The sequence below is a fragment of the Pseudomonas sp. AM4(2022) genome (genome assembly GCF_036346515.1).
GTDB lineage: Bacteria > Pseudomonadota > Gammaproteobacteria > Pseudomonadales > Pseudomonadaceae > Aquipseudomonas > Aquipseudomonas paracarnis.
Map to the genome: position 1 here is coordinate 197173 of NZ_JAOTNW010000004.1, position 15577 is coordinate 212749.

At 61.6% G+C, this 15577-nt stretch carries 13 protein-coding genes; 6 read left to right on the forward strand and 7 right to left on the reverse strand.

What is annotated here, in order from left to right; genetic code table 11:
* The first annotated feature begins 140 nt into the window (after positions 1-140).
* Positions 141-464, forward strand: coding sequence for a sel1 repeat family protein (locus ODQ19_RS07600; RefSeq protein WP_330209715.1), 324 nt, complete (start codon positions 141-143; stop codon positions 462-464).
* A 175-nt stretch (positions 465-639) separates the two neighbouring features.
* Positions 640-2004, forward strand: coding sequence for a DNA recombination protein RmuC (gene rmuC, locus ODQ19_RS07605; RefSeq protein ID WP_169856798.1), 1365 nt, complete (start codon positions 640-642; stop codon positions 2002-2004).
* A gap of 124 nt (positions 2005-2128) precedes the next feature.
* On the opposite strand, the gene ODQ19_RS07610 is transcribed toward rmuC, so the two are convergent.
* The 3 genes from ODQ19_RS07610 to ODQ19_RS07620 all read right to left on the reverse strand — a co-directional run bounded on the left by ODQ19_RS07610 (position 2129) and on the right by ODQ19_RS07620 (position 6710).
* The gene (locus ODQ19_RS07610; RefSeq protein WP_330209716.1) at positions 2129-5599 is read right to left on the reverse strand and encodes a hybrid sensor histidine kinase/response regulator; all 3471 of its coding nucleotides are present in this window, start codon (positions 5597-5599) and stop codon (positions 2129-2131) included.
* A gap of 119 nt (positions 5600-5718) precedes the next feature.
* Positions 5719-6102, reverse strand: coding sequence for a YbaN family protein (locus ODQ19_RS07615; RefSeq protein WP_019818414.1), 384 nt, complete (start codon positions 6100-6102; stop codon positions 5719-5721).
* Between the two features lie 20 nt (positions 6103-6122).
* Positions 6123-6710 carry a YecA family protein gene (locus ODQ19_RS07620; RefSeq protein ID WP_330209717.1) on the reverse strand — a complete coding sequence of 196 codons (588 nt, stop codon included), beginning with the start codon at positions 6708-6710 and terminating at the stop codon, positions 6123-6125.
* 276 nt (positions 6711-6986) lie between these two features.
* Between ODQ19_RS07620 and recQ the strand changes: the two genes are divergently transcribed.
* Positions 6987-9116 (forward strand): DNA helicase RecQ, encoded by a 2130-nt coding sequence (gene recQ / locus ODQ19_RS07625; protein WP_014719373.1) that lies wholly within the window; start codon positions 6987-6989, stop codon positions 9114-9116.
* Between the two features lie 121 nt (positions 9117-9237).
* Positions 9238-9672 carry a MarR family transcriptional regulator gene (locus ODQ19_RS07630; protein ID WP_330209718.1) on the forward strand — a complete coding sequence of 145 codons (435 nt, stop codon included), beginning with the start codon at positions 9238-9240 and terminating at the stop codon, positions 9670-9672.
* A 164-nt stretch (positions 9673-9836) separates the two neighbouring features.
* On the opposite strand, the gene ODQ19_RS07635 is transcribed toward ODQ19_RS07630, so the two are convergent.
* Positions 9837-12026 (reverse strand): patatin-like phospholipase family protein, encoded by a 2190-nt coding sequence (locus ODQ19_RS07635; protein WP_330209719.1) that lies wholly within the window; start codon positions 12024-12026, stop codon positions 9837-9839.
* A gap of 83 nt (positions 12027-12109) precedes the next feature.
* On the opposite strand from ODQ19_RS07635, the gene ODQ19_RS07640 reads away from it, so the two are divergent.
* Positions 12110-12397, forward strand: coding sequence for a SelT/SelW/SelH family protein (locus ODQ19_RS07640; protein WP_073527233.1), 288 nt, complete (start codon positions 12110-12112; stop codon positions 12395-12397).
* Between the two features lie 35 nt (positions 12398-12432).
* Here the strand turns inward: ODQ19_RS07640 and ODQ19_RS07645 are convergent, their stop codons facing one another.
* The 3 genes from ODQ19_RS07645 to ODQ19_RS07655 all read right to left on the reverse strand — a co-directional run bounded on the left by ODQ19_RS07645 (position 12433) and on the right by ODQ19_RS07655 (position 14580).
* Complete coding sequence (locus ODQ19_RS07645; RefSeq protein WP_198716384.1) at positions 12433-12714, reverse strand: hypothetical protein; 282 nt, start codon at positions 12712-12714, stop codon at positions 12433-12435.
* Between the two features lie 131 nt (positions 12715-12845).
* A complete protein-coding gene (locus ODQ19_RS07650; RefSeq protein WP_116666977.1) occupies positions 12846-13730 on the reverse strand; it encodes a DMT family transporter in 885 nt (294 codons plus the stop codon).
* A gap of 100 nt (positions 13731-13830) precedes the next feature.
* Entirely contained in the window at positions 13831-14580 is a 750-nt protein-coding gene (locus ODQ19_RS07655; protein WP_330209720.1) for a helix-turn-helix transcriptional regulator, read from the reverse strand.
* A 137-nt stretch (positions 14581-14717) separates the two neighbouring features.
* On the opposite strand from ODQ19_RS07655, the gene ODQ19_RS07660 reads away from it, so the two are divergent.
* A complete protein-coding gene (locus ODQ19_RS07660) occupies positions 14718-15527 on the forward strand; it encodes a UDP-2,3-diacylglucosamine diphosphatase (RefSeq protein WP_003192999.1) in 810 nt (269 codons plus the stop codon).
* Positions 15528-15577 lie beyond the last annotated feature (50 nt).

The following is a 15577-nucleotide window of genomic DNA, read 5'->3' on the forward strand; positions in this document are numbered from 1 at the left end:
GTTGTCCACTGAGTTATCCACAGCTTCTGTGGATTGTCCCGAGCGCTTGCTCTAGGACGGGCGTGCACGGTTTTTTCAGCTTTACCTGTACGAAAAAAAGAGTAGAGTGGCGCGCCTTCCGTTCTGCCCCACAGTGCTTTATGAAGTTTCGCTCAGTATCACCTTCTGTTACCGACACACCCCAAACTGTTACCGCACCCAAGCGTTTTTCCTTGAAGGTCGCTTTGTGGCTGCTCGACAGCCCGCGCCTTGGGCAGAGCACCAATATCAAGCATCTTGCCGGACGCTTGCTCAAGCAGCCCGCCCGCGAAGGCGTGGTGGCCGCTCAGAGCCGTCTTGGCCTACTGATGTGCCGCGAGTGCGGAAATGCCCGTGACCGGCGCATCGGCCACGATTTGTTGCGTTCGGCGGCTCGCGCCGGCGACCGTCGCGCCCAGCGCGAACTGGGCCAGGTCGAAGACTGAGCTGTCCTCCGGCCTTAGGCTTGGTTACCCTTGATCTTTTTCGGTGATGGCAGAAATGGCTATGGTGTTTGACTGGACCAGTATTGCCTTAGGTCTTGTGGGCGCAGCCGTGCCGCTACTGGCGCTGTGCTGGCAACTCCAGCGGCGCCTGACCGCACGCACCACCGGCTGGGAGCTGCTGGAAGAACGCCTGGCAACCGCGCAACTGGCCCAGGAAGGGCTCGCCGCCCAACTGGACGCCAGCCGCGATGAGATCAGCGACCTGAGCCAGGCCAATGCCGCCAAGCAAGCTGACCTGGCGGCGCTGCGCCGTGAAGTCGAGCTGTTGCAGATCGACCGCGATAACGCCCGCGATGCCGCGCACGCCTGGAACCTCGACCGCAGCGCCAAGGAAGCCGAACTGCGTCGTCTCGACGCCTTGGCCGCTGCCCTGAGCGCCGAATTGCGCGAGCAGCAAGAGAGTCATCAGCAACGCCTCACTGACCTGCAAGGCTCACGGGACGAGCTGCGTGCGCAATTTGCCGAGTTGGCCGGCAAGATCTTCGACGAGCGTGAGCAACGCTTTGCCGAAACCAGCCAGGAACGCCTCGGTCAACTGCTGGACCCGCTCAAGGAACGTATCCAGTCCTTCGAGAAACGTGTCGAAGAAAGCTATCAGAACGAAGCCCGTGAGCGCTTTTCCCTGGCCAAAGAGCTTGAGCGCCTGCAGCAATTGAACCTGCGTCTGTCGGACGAAGCTACCAACCTGACCCGCGCCCTCAAGGGTCAGAAAACCCAGGGCAACTGGGGTGAGCTGATTCTTGAGCGGGTGCTGGAGCACGCGGGCCTGGAGAAGGGCCGTGAGTACCAGACCCAGGTCAGCCTCAAAGGCCCGGATGGCGAGCGTTTCCAGCCCGACGTGCTGATCATGTTGCCGGGCGACAAGCAGGTGGTGGTCGACTCCAAGGTCAGCTTGACCGCCTATCAACAGTACGTCGCGGCGGATGACGAGGTGATTGGCCAGGCCGCCTTGAAGCAACACGTGCTGTCCCTGCGCAATCATGTCAAAGGCTTGGCCGGCAAGGACTACAAGCGCCTGGAGGGGTTGCACAGCCTGGATTTCGTGCTGCTGTTCGTACCGATCGAGGCTGCCTTTTCTGCGGCATTGCAGGCCGAGCCCAACCTGTTCCAGGAAGCCTTCGACCGCCATATCGTAATCGTCAGCCCCACGACTTTGCTCGCCACCCTGCGCGTGATCGACAGCCTGTGGAAGCAGGAACGCCAGAGCCAGAACGCACGGGAAATTGCCGAGCGTGCCGGTTGGCTGTATGACAAGTTCGTGCTGTTTATCCAGGACTTGGACGAGGTGGGCAACCGGCTGCAACAGTTGGACAAGGCCTACAGCGCGGCGCGCAACAAGCTGACGGATGGGCGTGGGAACCTGGTCAGCCGTACCGAGCAACTAAGGTTACTGGGTGCCCGCGCCAGTAAGAGCTTGCCGGCGGATCTGCTGGAGCGGGCGATGACCGATTCGGATGGCGTGGCGCATCTCCCGGAATAAATAGGGGCCTAAATTGTGGGAGCGGGCTTGCTCGCGAAGTCATCGTGTCAGTCAGCGCATCTAAAACTGAAATACCGCTTTCGCGAGCAAGCCCGCTCCCACAAATAGATCGAATACGGCCCCGTTATAGGGGCAAATGCCTGCTCAACAGCGCCCGCAACGCCGCCGGCTTCACCGGCTTGGCCAAGTAATCCAACCCTGCCCCATGCACCTCGGCCACCATCTCCGGGCGGCCATCGGCGCTGATCACCACGCCGGGAATCGGCTCGGCCAGTTGCGCACGCAGCCAGCCCATCAACTCGGTGCCGGTTTCGCCGTGGTCCAGGTGGTAATCCACCAACGCCAGTTGCGGGCGGATACCGTCGGCCAGCAGTGCCGCGCATTCGGCCTGGTTGGCGGCCGTCCAGACTTCACAGCCCCAGCGCGTGAGCAGGCTGCGCATACCGATCAGGATGCTGTCTTCGTTATCCACGCACAGCACCCGTGCGCCACTCAAGGGCAGGCCGGTTTCTGTGGGCGCCTTGGGTTGCACGCTGGCCTGGTTGCGGGCCAGCGGCACGCACACGCTGAAGACGCTGCCTTTGCCGGGCCAGGAGCGTACGCTCAGGCGATGGCGCAGTACGCGGCACAGGCCGTCGGCAATCGCCAGGCCCAGGCCCAGGCCTTTTTCGGCACGGGTCTGGTGGCTGTCCAGGCGCTTGAACTCTTCGAAGATCACCTTTTGTTTATCCGGCGCAATGCCAGGGCCGCGGTCCCAGACCTCCAGGCAGAGTTCGCCCTTGCGGCGACGTACGCCTAGCAGTACCGGGCCGTCGGCATAACGGAAGGCATTGGTCAGAAAGTTCTGCAAAATCCGCCGCAGCAGCTTGATGTCGCTGTCCACTCGCAAACGGCTGCCGCGCCAGCGAAAGCGCAAGTGTTGCTCCTGGGCCAACGCCTTGAATTCTGCGCCCAGGGTGTCGAACAACTCGTTAAGGACAAAGGGCTGGCGTTGTGGATTGATCTTGCCGTTTTCCAGGCGCGAAATATCCAGCAAATCACTGATCAAGTCTTCAGCCGAGCGCAGTGAGCTGTCCAGATGCTGCACCAACTGCCGTGCCTCGCCGGACAGGCCATCGGCCTGGTGGGAGAGGGCGGCGGAAAACAGTCGCGCAGCGTTCAGCGGCTGCATCAGGTCATGGCTCACGGCCGCCAGGAACCGGGTCTTCGACTGGCTGGCGGATTCGGCCACGCCCTTGGCGTCGGTGAGGGCCACGTTCAGTTGCGACAGTTCATGGGTGCGCTCGGTCACCCGCTGCTCAAGGCCCTCGTTGGCTTCGGTCAGCGCTTGTTCGGCTTCGCGGAACGCGGTGATGTCGGTGAAGCTCATGACAAACCCGCCGCCGGGCATCGGGTTGCCGATCAACTCGATCACTCGGCCATTGGGGAACAGGCGCTCGGAGGTGTGCGCACGCCCCTGGCGCATCCAGTGCAGGCGACGCGCCACGTGCACTTGCGCTTCGCCAGGGCCACACAGGCCGCGCTCGGCGTTGTAGCGAATGATGTCTGCAATTGGCCGGCCCACGCTGATCAAGCCGTCCGGGTAGTTGAACAGTTCCAGGTAACGCCGGTTCCAGGCCACCAGCTTGAGCGACTGGTCCACCACGCTGATGCCCTGGGTGATGTTCTCGATGGCGCCTTGCAGCAGGGCGCGGTTGAACTGCAGCACCTCCGAGGCTTCGTCGGCGATACGGACCACGTCCTCCAGCTGCATTTCCCGCCCTTCGATTGCCGCTTTCACCACCGCCCGCGTCGAGGAGGCGCCGAGTACGCCCGCCAGCAAGCGTTCGGTGTGGGCGATCCAATCGTTATCGGCATTCTGGTTGGGGTTGAAGCCTTTGCCCTGGCGATAGGCGAAGCGAATAAAACTCTGCTGGGCCCGTTCTTCCCCGACGAAGCGTGCCGCCAGGCTGAGCAGGTCGCTGATCTGCACCGACAGCATGGAGCGCGCACTCGCACGTTGGCTGATTTCCTGGCCGATAAAACGGCCTGCCTGCCAGTGCTCGGAAACCCGTGTGCGCGACAGCATCGACACCCACACGAAGAGGGTGAAGTTACCTGCCAGGGAGAACACGGTGCCCAGGGTCAGCGAGGTGACCGACAGCCCGAACGGGTGGGAGTGCATCCAGGTCAGGCCGGGGAAAAGGTTGAGCGACCAGCCCAGGCTTTTGGCCGTCACCGGCAGCACCAAGGTGTAGAACCACAGGAAGGTACCGGTGGCTAAGCCGGCAAACACGCCACGTCGGTTGGCCTGCTTCCAATAGAGTGCGCCGAGCATCGCCGGGGCCAGCTGGGTCACAGCGGCAAAGGCGATCTGGCCGATGGTCGCCAGGCTGGCGGTAGAGCCCAGCAAGCGGTAGCTCACGTACGCCAGCAGCAGGATGATCACAATGCTCACCCGGCGTACCGACAGCATCCAGTGACGGAAGACTTCGAATGGCCGCTCGGCGCTGGAACGCCGCAATAGCCAGGGCAGCAGCATGTCGTTGGAGACCATGGTCGACAAGGCGATGCTCGCCACGATCACCATGCCAGTGGCCGCCGATGCACCGCCAATGAATGCCAGCACGGCGAGGGCAGGATGGGCCTCGGCCATTGGCAGGCTGATCACATAGGAGTCCGGCAGCACCGAGCTGGGCAGCAGCATCTTGCCACCCAGGGCGATGGGCACCACGAAGAGTGCCGCGAGAATCAAATAAGCCGGGAATACCCACTTGGCCAGGCGTAAATCCTGGGGGTCGATGTTCTCCACCACCGTCACATGAAATTGTCGTGGCAGGCAGATGATCGCCATCATGGCGACGCCGGTCTGTACCACCATCGATGGCCAGTTGATGGTCTCTTTCCAGTACTCCTCCAGGCGCGGGGCGAGCATGGCCTGGCTGAACAGGTCGCCGAAACCGTCGTACAAGCCGTAGGTGACAAACGCACCGACGGCGAGAAAAGCGAACAGCTTGACCAGCGACTCAAAGGCAATCGCCAACACCATACCGCGGTGGTGTTCGGTGGCATCGAGGTTGCGTGTACCGAACACGATGGTAAACAGCGCCAATACCAGCGACACAATCAAGGCCGTGTCCTGGGCGCGGGTGCCGGTGGTGTCGGGGCCGGCGCCGATCAGCAGGTTCACACCCAGCACGATACCTTTGAGCTGCAGCGCGATATAGGGCAGCACGCCGACCAGGCAAATCAGCGCCACCACCACCGCCAGGGACTGGGACTTGCCGTAGCGGGCGGCGATAAAGTCGGCGATGGAGGTGATGTTTTCCTGCTTGCTGATCAGGATCATCTTCTGCAGCACCCAGGGTGCCAGTACCAGCAACAGCACAGGTCCCAGGTAGATCGGCAAGAACGCCCACAGTTGTTCGGCCGCTTGGCCTACGGCGCCGAAGAAGGTCCAACTGGTGCAGTACACCGCCAGCGACAGGCTATACACCCAGGCACGCACGCGCGGCGGCAGCGGCGCATGGCGGCGGTCACCGTAAAAGGCGATGGCAAACATGGTGGCCATATAGGCCAGGGCAACGGCGGCGATCAGCCCGCTGGACAGCGTCATGGTAACTCCGAGCATAAGAACACCCGGGCATTCCAGGCCCGGTTGGACAGTCTCGCATGATGCCTGGTGTTAGTCAGTGTCGACCAAGGTCGTGTGGGATCGAATGTCGCAGGCGGCGCTCAGCGTGGCGGCAGGGTTTTCTGACGCAAGATGTAGATCGTCACCAGCACCGCACTGGTCAGCATAAAGCCCCGTGCCCACGGCAGTGGCACCAGGTAGCAGGAGATCGAGATGCTCAACCACATCAAGCCAATGGCGTAAACCTTGCCTTTGAGCGGGATGCCATTGCCGTCCAGGTAATCGCGCACCCAGGGCCCCAGGCGCGGGTGTTCCACCAGCCAGTGGTAGAAGCGCGGGGAGCTGCGAGCGAAGCAGGCGGCGGCGAGTAGCAAAAAGGGTGTGGTTGGCAATACCGGCAGGAAAATACCGATGACTCCCAGCGCTACGCTTAGCCAGCCGATGGCCAGCAGCGCATAGCGCAGGAGCAGTGGACGGTTGCCCATGGGGTCCACGGGCAAGCGACTCAGTGGTGACGTGGTTTGAGGATCGCCGGTTTTTCGTCAGGCGCGTTGCACAGCAGGTACAGCGCGGTCAGGGCTTCCGGGATCTGCACGATCATGTCGTCCATCAGGTTGGCGTCAGCGGCGATGTCGGAGAACTCTGCTTCCTCTTCGAACAGGCCCGAACCGACCATGATCGGCAGCAGCATTTCGCTGACTTCTTCTTCGGCGGTTTCGAACCAGGCGGCTTCGCGCAGGAACACGCCTTCCATGAAGCCGATGCACCAGCCGCGCAGGTCGGAGTCATCCGGATCGTCGCCCAGGTCCAGCTCGCACGGCAGCTCGAACTCTTCGTCGGAGGCCAGTTGGCGTGCGATGTGGGCCTTAAGGGCGAGCAGGGTGGATTCGATTTCTGCGCGCTGGGCGTCGTCGCTGTAGTGAGGCTCTTCAGCGAACAGCGCGTCGATCCATTCACGGTCCGGGACGGGGTCGGAGCAGATCGACAGGGCGGTCAGGTAGCCGTGGGCGGCCACGTAGTCCAGCGCCTCGTCATGCAGCTCATCGGCGTCGAGGAAGGCTTGCAGGCGGGTTAGTTGCTCAGCGAAGGACATTGAAGGGCTACCTTGGGAATAAACGATGCTGAATTCTAGGCTTTCTTGAGCGCCCAGGCCAGCCGCACGGCATATTTGCCCGGTTTTAGCGTGGTGCGTCTATTCGTCAGTCGCGCCCTTTGGTGGATAACGCTCGGGTATACTGCCGCGTTTTGTGATGCCCCTGCAGGCCCAGCGCCAATCCGGGAAAACTTCGCTTACGGATTATTTTTCGTGAACGCGGATTTTTTCGGCCAGCCTGTATAGAGGGATTTCGGCACCATTTTGGAGTTTTACATGCTCGAGCAGGCTCAACGCGTCCTCAAGGACATCTTCGGCTACGACAGTTTTCGTGGCCGCCAGGGTGCGATCATTGAGCGCGTGGCCAGTGGCGGCGATGCCCTGGTGCTGATGCCTACCGGTGGCGGCAAGTCGTTGTGCTTCCAGGTGCCGGCGTTGTTGCGCAATGGCCTGGCCGTAGTGGTGTCGCCGCTGATTGCGTTGATGGACGATCAGGTCGCCACCCTTGAAGAACTCGGTGTCGCCGCCGCGTCGTTGAACTCCACTCTCAGCGCCGAGCAGCAGCGCGACCTGGCCGCACGCATCAAGCGTGGCGAGGTGAAAATGCTTTACCTGGCGCCGGAGCGCCTGGTGCAACCACGCATGCTGGCTTTTTTGCAGAGCCTGGAAATCGCCCTGTTCGCCATCGACGAAGCGCACTGTGTGTCGCAGTGGGGTCACGATTTCCGGCGCGAATACCTGCAGCTTGGCCAATTGGCCGAACTGTTTCCCGATGTGCCGCGTATCGCGCTTACCGCCACCGCCGACAAGCGTACCCGCGAAGAGATCGTCGAGCGCCTGCATTTGCAGAACGCCGAGCGCTTCCTGTCGAGTTTTGACCGGCCCAATATTTTCTACCGCATCGTGCCCAAGGAGCAGCCGCGCAAACAGTTGCTGGCGTTCCTCTCCGAGCGGCGCAGTGACGCCGGCATCGTGTATTGCCTGTCGCGCAAGAAAGTCGACGAGGTCGCCGCGTTCCTCTGTGAACAAGGCTACCCGGCACTGCCTTACCATGCCGGCCTGCCCAATGAAACGCGATCAGCGCACCAAAAACGCTTCCTGAACGAGGAAGGCCTGATCATGGTGGCGACCATTGCCTTCGGCATGGGCATCGACAAATCCAACGTGCGTTTCGTGGCGCACATGGACCTGCCCAAGTCCCTTGAGGCCTATTACCAGGAAACCGGGCGTGCCGGCCGCGATGGCCTGCCGGCGGATGCCTGGATGGTCTACGGCCTGCAAGACGTGGTGATGCTCAAACAGATGCTGCAGAACTCCGAGGGCGACGAGCGCCACAAACGCCTGGAACAGCACAAGCTCGACGCCATGCTCTCGTTGTGCGAAGAGACTCGCTGCCGCCGCCAGACCCTGCTGGCGTATTTCGACGAAGACATGCCTGAGCCCTGCGGCCACTGCGATAACTGCATCGACGGCGTGCAAACCTGGGACGCTACCGAGCCGGCGCGCCAGGCGTTGTCGACGATCTATCGCACCGGCCAGCGTTATGGCGTGGGCCATCTGGTGGATGTCCTGCTGGGCAAGGACAACGAAAAAATCCGCAGCTTCGGCCACGAGAAACTCTCGGTGTACGGTGTCGGCAAAGCTCGCGCCGAAGGTGAGTGGCGTTCGCTGTTTCGCCAGATGGTTGCCCGTGGGCTTGTCGACATCGATATAGAAGGCTACGGCGGGCTGCGCCTGAATGACAGTTGCCGGCCCTTGCTCAAGGGCGAAGTGAGCCTGGAACTGCGCCGTGACCTCAAGCCGCAGACCACCGCCAAAAGCAGCAGCACCAGCCAGGCCAGCCAGCTCGTACGGGGTGAAGAGCGCGAACAATGGGAAGCGTTGCGCACCCTGCGGCGCAAACTGGCGCAGGAGCACAGCGTGCCACCCTACGTTATCTTCCCCGACTCCACCTTGCTGGAGATGCTCCGCGAGCAGCCCACCACCATGGCCGAGATGGCCCGGGTCAGCGGTGTGGGCGCGCGCAAACTGGAACGCTACGGCCAGGCCTTCCTGGAAGTGCTCGGCGGCCAGGCCGAAGCGCCGAAGGAAATCGCCGATATTCGCCACGAACTGATCAGCCTGGCCCGCGCCGGTATGACCCCGATCCAGATCGCCGGCCAGCTGCAATGCTCGGAAAAAAACGTGTACACCTTGCTCGCCGAAGCCATCGGCAAGCAGCAATTGTCCCTGGAACAGGCCCTTGATTTGCCTGAGGATTTGCTCGGTGAAATCCAGGACGCTTTTCTCGATGGAGAAGGCGAATTGCCAGCTGTGACGGAGATTGCGCCGTTGTTTACCGGGCGTGTTCCGGAAGGCGTTTTGTACTGCGTGCGTGCTGCTTTGCAGTCGGAATTCGAAATTTAGTGTGCCAATTACGACAATGTAACGAATCAGTACATAGCGGGCCTTGCCTACGGGCAGGGCTCATGCTTAGCTGACTAATAATTAGCCATACTTTATTTTCAGTCTTAAACACGAGTTTTTTATGCCGTTAACCGATCAACACCGTTTTGGCATGCAGTTAGCGCAAATGTCCCGAGGTTGGCGCGCCGAACTGGACCGCCGCCTGGCGGGGCTGGGCTTGTCCCAGGCGCGTTGGCTGGTGCTGCTGCACCTGGCCCGTTTTGTCGAAGCACCCACCCAGCGTGAATTGGCCCAAAGTGTCGGCGTGGAAGGGCCCACCCTGGCCCGTCTGCTCGATAGCCTGGAAGGCCAGGGCCTGGTGCAACGCCAAGCCGTGGTGGAAGACCGCCGCGCCAAACGTATCGTGCTGTGCGATACCGCCCAACCGCTGATCGACCAGATCGAAACCATCGCCACGGCGTTGCGCCATGAATTGTTCGTGGGCGTGAATGAGGAAGACCTGCGGGTGTGCATGCGGGTGCATGAGCACATCCTGGCGAACCTGGAAAAGTCCTGATCTTGCCTGCGAAGCCTTCTGTAGGAGCGAGCTTGCTCGCGAAAAAACGTCAACGATAACGCGCGTTTCCTGAATAAACGCGGTGTCTGTGGGTTTTTCGCGAGCAAGCTCGCTCCTACAAAAAATCCTTGGCAATCCCTCTCCCACATTTGGGTTTGGCTTGCCTAGAAGGTCTGGCCCAGGTTCAAGTACACCGCTTTCTGATTATCATCATTGAACCCATAGCTGAAATTCAGCGGCCCCAAGGGTGTATCAAACCCCAGGAAAATACTCGCGGCGTTGATATAGCCGCTGTCGAACTCGTTATCGTTGTTCCACGCCCGGCCCCGTTCCAGGGATGCACCCAGGTACAACGGGAAGTCCAGCGGCAGGTAAGAGCGTGGGGTGAGCCTGCGGAAGTACACCGCGCGCATCAGGCTGATGTTCTGCCCCGAAATCGCATCTTGGCGGAAGCCCGACAATTGCCGTGCGCCTCCCAGCAGGAAGCTGGAGATCACTACATCCGAATTATCCAGTGTGCGACCGTAACGACCGCCCAGTATCAAGGTATCCGGGCCGTGGCTCATGGCCTTGTCCAGCTTGAATTCCCACTGGCGGTAGCGCTGGTCGGAGCCCAGGCCGGGCTCGAACTCGCGAAAGGCCAGGCCGATGTCTTCGCCGCTGTGGGGGAAGTACACGTTGTCCAGGGAGTCGAAGGAATATTTGAGTTCATAGAAGCCTTCGCTGAAGCTCACGCTCGGCAGGTCGCGGTCGCCAATGCGCACGTCTGCTTTGCCCCAGGCTTCGCCCACGCCAAAGCGGATCTCGCCGCTGTTGCCGATCTGCCGGCCTACGTTCAAACCAAAGCCATAGCGTTCCAGGCGGTATTCGGAGATGGGGTCGTTGTCCAGGATCAGCTCGACGTTCTGCGCCTCGGCCCTGATGTAGGGGGCCACAAAGTAGCGTGAGCCGGTGTCCATGGGTTGGTAGAACTCGCTATAGAGCTCCTGGCGATCACCAATTTGCACCCGTGTGAGCCATTCCGCGCCGAGGCGGTTGATGCCGTTCACACGGTAACTGGCGCCGAGGTTGAAGGCGCTGTCGCCGCGCATGTCGTCCGACAGGTTCAAGCCCAGGCGCAGGTAGTCGGTGCCGCTGCGCTTGCCACGTGCGCTGATCACCAGGGTGTTGTCCTGGCCCTTTTTCACTACGCGGTATTGCACCTGCTCGAAGTAGTCCAGGCCGTACAGGGTGCCCATGTCTGATTGCAGGCGGCCCAGGTTCAACGGTTCTCCCAGCCCCTGGCGGATGTAGTAGCGGATGACGTCGTCGCTGACCTTGGAGTCGTTCTCCACCTGGATCGCGGTGATCACCGGGGTGCGTTCGCCCGGCGTGCGCGCGGCTATCAGGTCGGCGTCGATGGGTTCGGCAGGGCGCAGGTGTGCCAGGCGTACGTCGAGGGCACGGGTGGCGCGGTAGCCGGCATCGATCATGTCCTTGGCGCGGCCGAAATCGGTGACGCCATAAGCGGCCAGCGGCGGTTGGATCAACACATCCTTGGGGTACAGGGCCTTGAGTTGTTCCTCGGAGTTACGCCGGGTCATCAGGGTGATGGACTGGTTGAGCACGTCCACCACGGTGGCCAGTTGTTTGCGTGAGCGCAGCGGGGTGCCGATGTCGACCACGATAGCGATATCGACGCCCATCTCCCGCGCCACGTCCAGAGGGATATTGTCGGTCATGCCGCCGTCCACCAGCAGGCGCCCATCCAGCTCCACGGGGGCGAACACCGCGGGGATCGACATGCTGGCGCGTATCACCTGGGGCAGGTGGCCCTTGCTGAACACCACTTTTTCGCCGGTGGTGATGTCGGTGGCCACGGCACGGAAGGGGATCGGCAGCTTGTCGAAGTTACGCGTGTTGCTGCTGTGGGCGAACATGCTCTCCAGCAGCAGCGCCAGGTTCTGGCCCTGGATCACACCCAGCGGCAGGCCGAGGCTGCCATCGTCGCGGAAACTGAGTTTTTGTTTGACCAGGAAATCCCGGTCATCCTGTTTGCGCCGAAACGGTACGTCTTCACGCGGTGGTGCGTCGGACAGGGCCTGCTGCCAGTCGATACCCAGCGCCAACTTCTCCAGCTCGTCAATTTTGTAGCCCGACGCGTACAACCCGCCAATCACCGCACCCATACTGGTGCCGGCAATCGCATCGATATGAATACCTTGCTCTTCGAGCGCCTTGAGCACGCCGATATGCGCCAGGCCACGGGCGGCGCCGCCGGACAGCACCAGGCCGATTTTTGGGCGGGGGGCTTCTACCGCGTCGGCAAGTAGGGGGACAAGGCACAGGAACAGGCAAGACAGCAGGCGGCGCATCATCAATCTCGTGGCTGGGCGACAAAGGCCGCTATTATAGCCACCCGATTCGCTGAGCCTGTTACGCCAGGAGCCGCTTAATGATGTCTGCATGCAAACCCGAGATCGTTATCACTTACTGCACACAGTGCCAGTGGTTGCTGCGCGCCGCGTGGCTGGCCCAGGAGTTACTCAGCACCTTTGCCGATGATCTGGGGCGCGTGGCGCTGGAACCGGCCACCGGCGGCGCGTTTCGCATCACCTGTGATGGCGTGCAGATTTGGGAGCGCAAGGCCGATGGCGGTTTTCCCGAGGCCAAGGTGCTCAAGCAGCGAGTGCGCGACCAGATTGATCCCGAGCGCGACCTGGGCCATAACGATCGTACGCAATGAAGGTCACCGCCACTGGGGGACGGTGACCCCTCTCGCTATTTGGCGGCGAGTTTCTGCTTGATAAACCCGACCACCCACGTCAGTACCAACCCGCCGACACCACCGCCGACAATATTGCTGCCAACCGCGGCCACATCCAGCGCTTCGCCGCTGGTGGTGCCTGTCAGTGCGGCGACAACCTGGCCCAGCACGAGGCCACCGACCCCGCCGAGGAAAGTATTGAGTCCGGTCCCCAGGCCTTGTTTGGTCATGCCGGCGATGTTGCCACCGACGGCACCGCTGATGATCTGGACCAGCAAGCTGATAAGCATTTCCATGATGAAGTCTCCTGCATCGCATTGAGAGGTGACCACTCGCTTGCAGCAACTTCAGAAAACGCCAAGGCTGTCGTCGAGGAGTCTTTATCCGTAGAACGACTACTGACTGTTGAGGACGTTTAAAGTATAGATCAGGCCGTTGCCACCGGTTGCTTGGCCTGGCTGGCGCTGCCCATCAGGCCGGAGAGCACAATGGCGACGATGATCAAGGCGCCGCCCAGCAGCATGCGCAAGGTCGGGGTTTCGGCAAACAACAGCCAGGCCACGGTGATGCCGTAGACCGGTTCCATGGCAAACACCACCGAGGCGGTGCGTGCCTTGATCACGGCGAGGCTGGCGACAAACAGGCTGTGGGCCAGGCCGGTACAAAACACCCCCAGCAGCCCGATCCACAGCCAGTCGATTGCACGCACATCTGCCAGCCCCGGCGCGGCCACGGGCAGCAGGCAGGCGGCAACTACGACGTTCTGGCACAGCGCGGCCTGTACCGCTGGAATGCGCCCGGAACTGGCGCGATTGTTCAGCGACAACAACGAGAACAACAGCCCCGAGGCGATGCCCCACAGCAGGCCGCCCGTGGCCTCGCTAGCGAGATTGAAATCCGGGGTCACAAGCACCAGGCCAACGGTGACCAGCACCACCAGCAGCACTTCATTGGCGCGAATGCGCTCGCGGAAGATCAGCCCTTCAAGGATCACGGTAAAGGCCGGAAAGGCGGTGAACCCCAAGGTCGCCACGGCCACGCCGGCGACTTTGACGGCGATAAAGAACGTCACCCAATGGGCGGCCAGCAAGACGCCGCTGACCAGCAGGCGGCGCCAGTCACGCATCTCCAGTTTTTTCCAGGGAGCGTTGCTGGCAAAGCGGGCGAATACCGCCAGCGCCAGCACGGCAAACGCCGCCCGGCCAAACACGATGATGGCGGGGGAGGCGGCTGCGAGTTTGCCGAACACGCCGGTAAGGCCAAACATCAATGCGCCGATATGCAGGGCGCCAAGGGCTGAGCGGGGAGTCATTGCGATCCTTGATCCAACAGGGGGTGACAGCCTCGCAGTCTAGAGGGTTGGCGGGTGTGCGTCTGTCGCGGACGGGGTGATTTTTAGCGCAAGACTCTTGCTAGCCCTCCCGACGCAATGCCCCGGGCGAGGCGCCAAACGCCCGTAGCATGGCCGCGCAAAATGCGCTTTGCGAGGCGTAGCCTACGCGCTCGGCAATCTCGCCGATGGGCAGGGGGGTTTCGCGTAACAGCCTGAGCGCCATGTGCAGGCGACGACCGCGTAGATAGTCCATCGGCGTCTGCCCGCACTCAGCCATAAACCGTGCATGCAGACGCGGCACTGACAACTCGGCAATCCGTGCCAGGTCGGCCACCTGTAACGGGCGCGCCGCATGGCGTTCGATATGGGCATTGAACGCGGCATAAGGCAGACGCCGGCCCGGCAGCGGTTGGGCCTGAGGATGGTTGAGGCTGGCCAGTAACAGCACTGCGCCTTGCTGGACAATCAGCGGATCGTGCACCGGGCTCTGTGCCAGCCACTGCACCAGTTGGTGTTGCCGGGCATCCAACGCCAGGCGCGTGGGTTGGTCGAGCAAGCGGCGGCTGGCATCGGCATGTTCGCCCAAGGATTGCACCATCCAGTTTTCCGTCGGCACATCCAGCACCAGGCAGCGGCTGCCATCGCGGCTGATACAGGCGTGATGGGCGCAGAAGGGCAGCACCATCACGCTGCTTTCGCGCACCTGGCTGCCACGGCCATCGACTTCCAGGTCCAGATGCCCGGACAGGCCGAATACCAACTGTGCATGGTCATGGCTGTGGGCAATGGGCGCTTCGAGGTAGTGGCGTAGCGTGAGAGTCGGGCTCATCGCGGTCTCCAGGGCGGCAAGCCGTCAGTCTACAACGCTTGGCGGGCAGCGGGCGCTGTCATCAGACTGACGCACGCTTGTCATGGGCTATTAATCGCCAAGGCGCAAGCTCGCCAAAACAGCGTCGAGGGATGCCCATGACCCGTGCCGAGTTCACCAAGCCCAGCCGCAAGCAACGGGTGCGAACCCTGTGGATTTCCGACGTGCACCTGGGCACTCGGGATTGCCAGGCCGAACATCTATCGCACTTTCTCAAGGGCTATCACGCCGACAAGGTCTACCTGGTCGGTGACATCATCGATGGTTGGAAAATGCGCGGCGGCATGTATTGGCCCCAGGCCCACACCAACGTGATCCGCCGCTTGCTGACCATGGCCAAGCGTGGCACCGAGGTGATCTATGTCACGGGCAACCATGACGAGTTCCTGCGTCGCTATTCCAAGCTGATCCTGGGCAATATCCAATTGGTCGATGAGGCTGTGCACGTCACTGCTGATGGCCGCCACTTGCTGGTGATTCATGGCGACCAGTTTGATGTGATCACGCGCTATCACCGCTGGCTCGCCTTCCTCGGCGACTCGGCCTACGAATTCACCCTGACGCTGAACCGGTGGCTGAACCACTGGCGAGCACGGTATGGCTACGGCTACTGGTCGTTGTCGGCGTACCTGAAGCACAAGGTCAAGACGGCGGTGAGTTTTATCAGCGATTTCGAAGAGGCGATCGCCCACGAAGTGACCAAGCGGGAATTGCACGGCGTGGTGTGCGGGCATATTCACCATGCCGAGATTCGCAAGGTGGGCGAGGTGGATTACCTCAACTGCGGGGATTGGGTGGAGTCGTGCACGGCCTTGATCGAGCACTGGGATGGGCATATCGAGTTGTATCGGTTGGCGGATGCGCAGGCCAAAGAGGCACTGCTAAAGGCTGAAATGGTTGCCGGCTAAAGGCTTTTTGTAGGAGCGAGCTTGCTCGCGAAAAACTCGCAGGCGCCGTG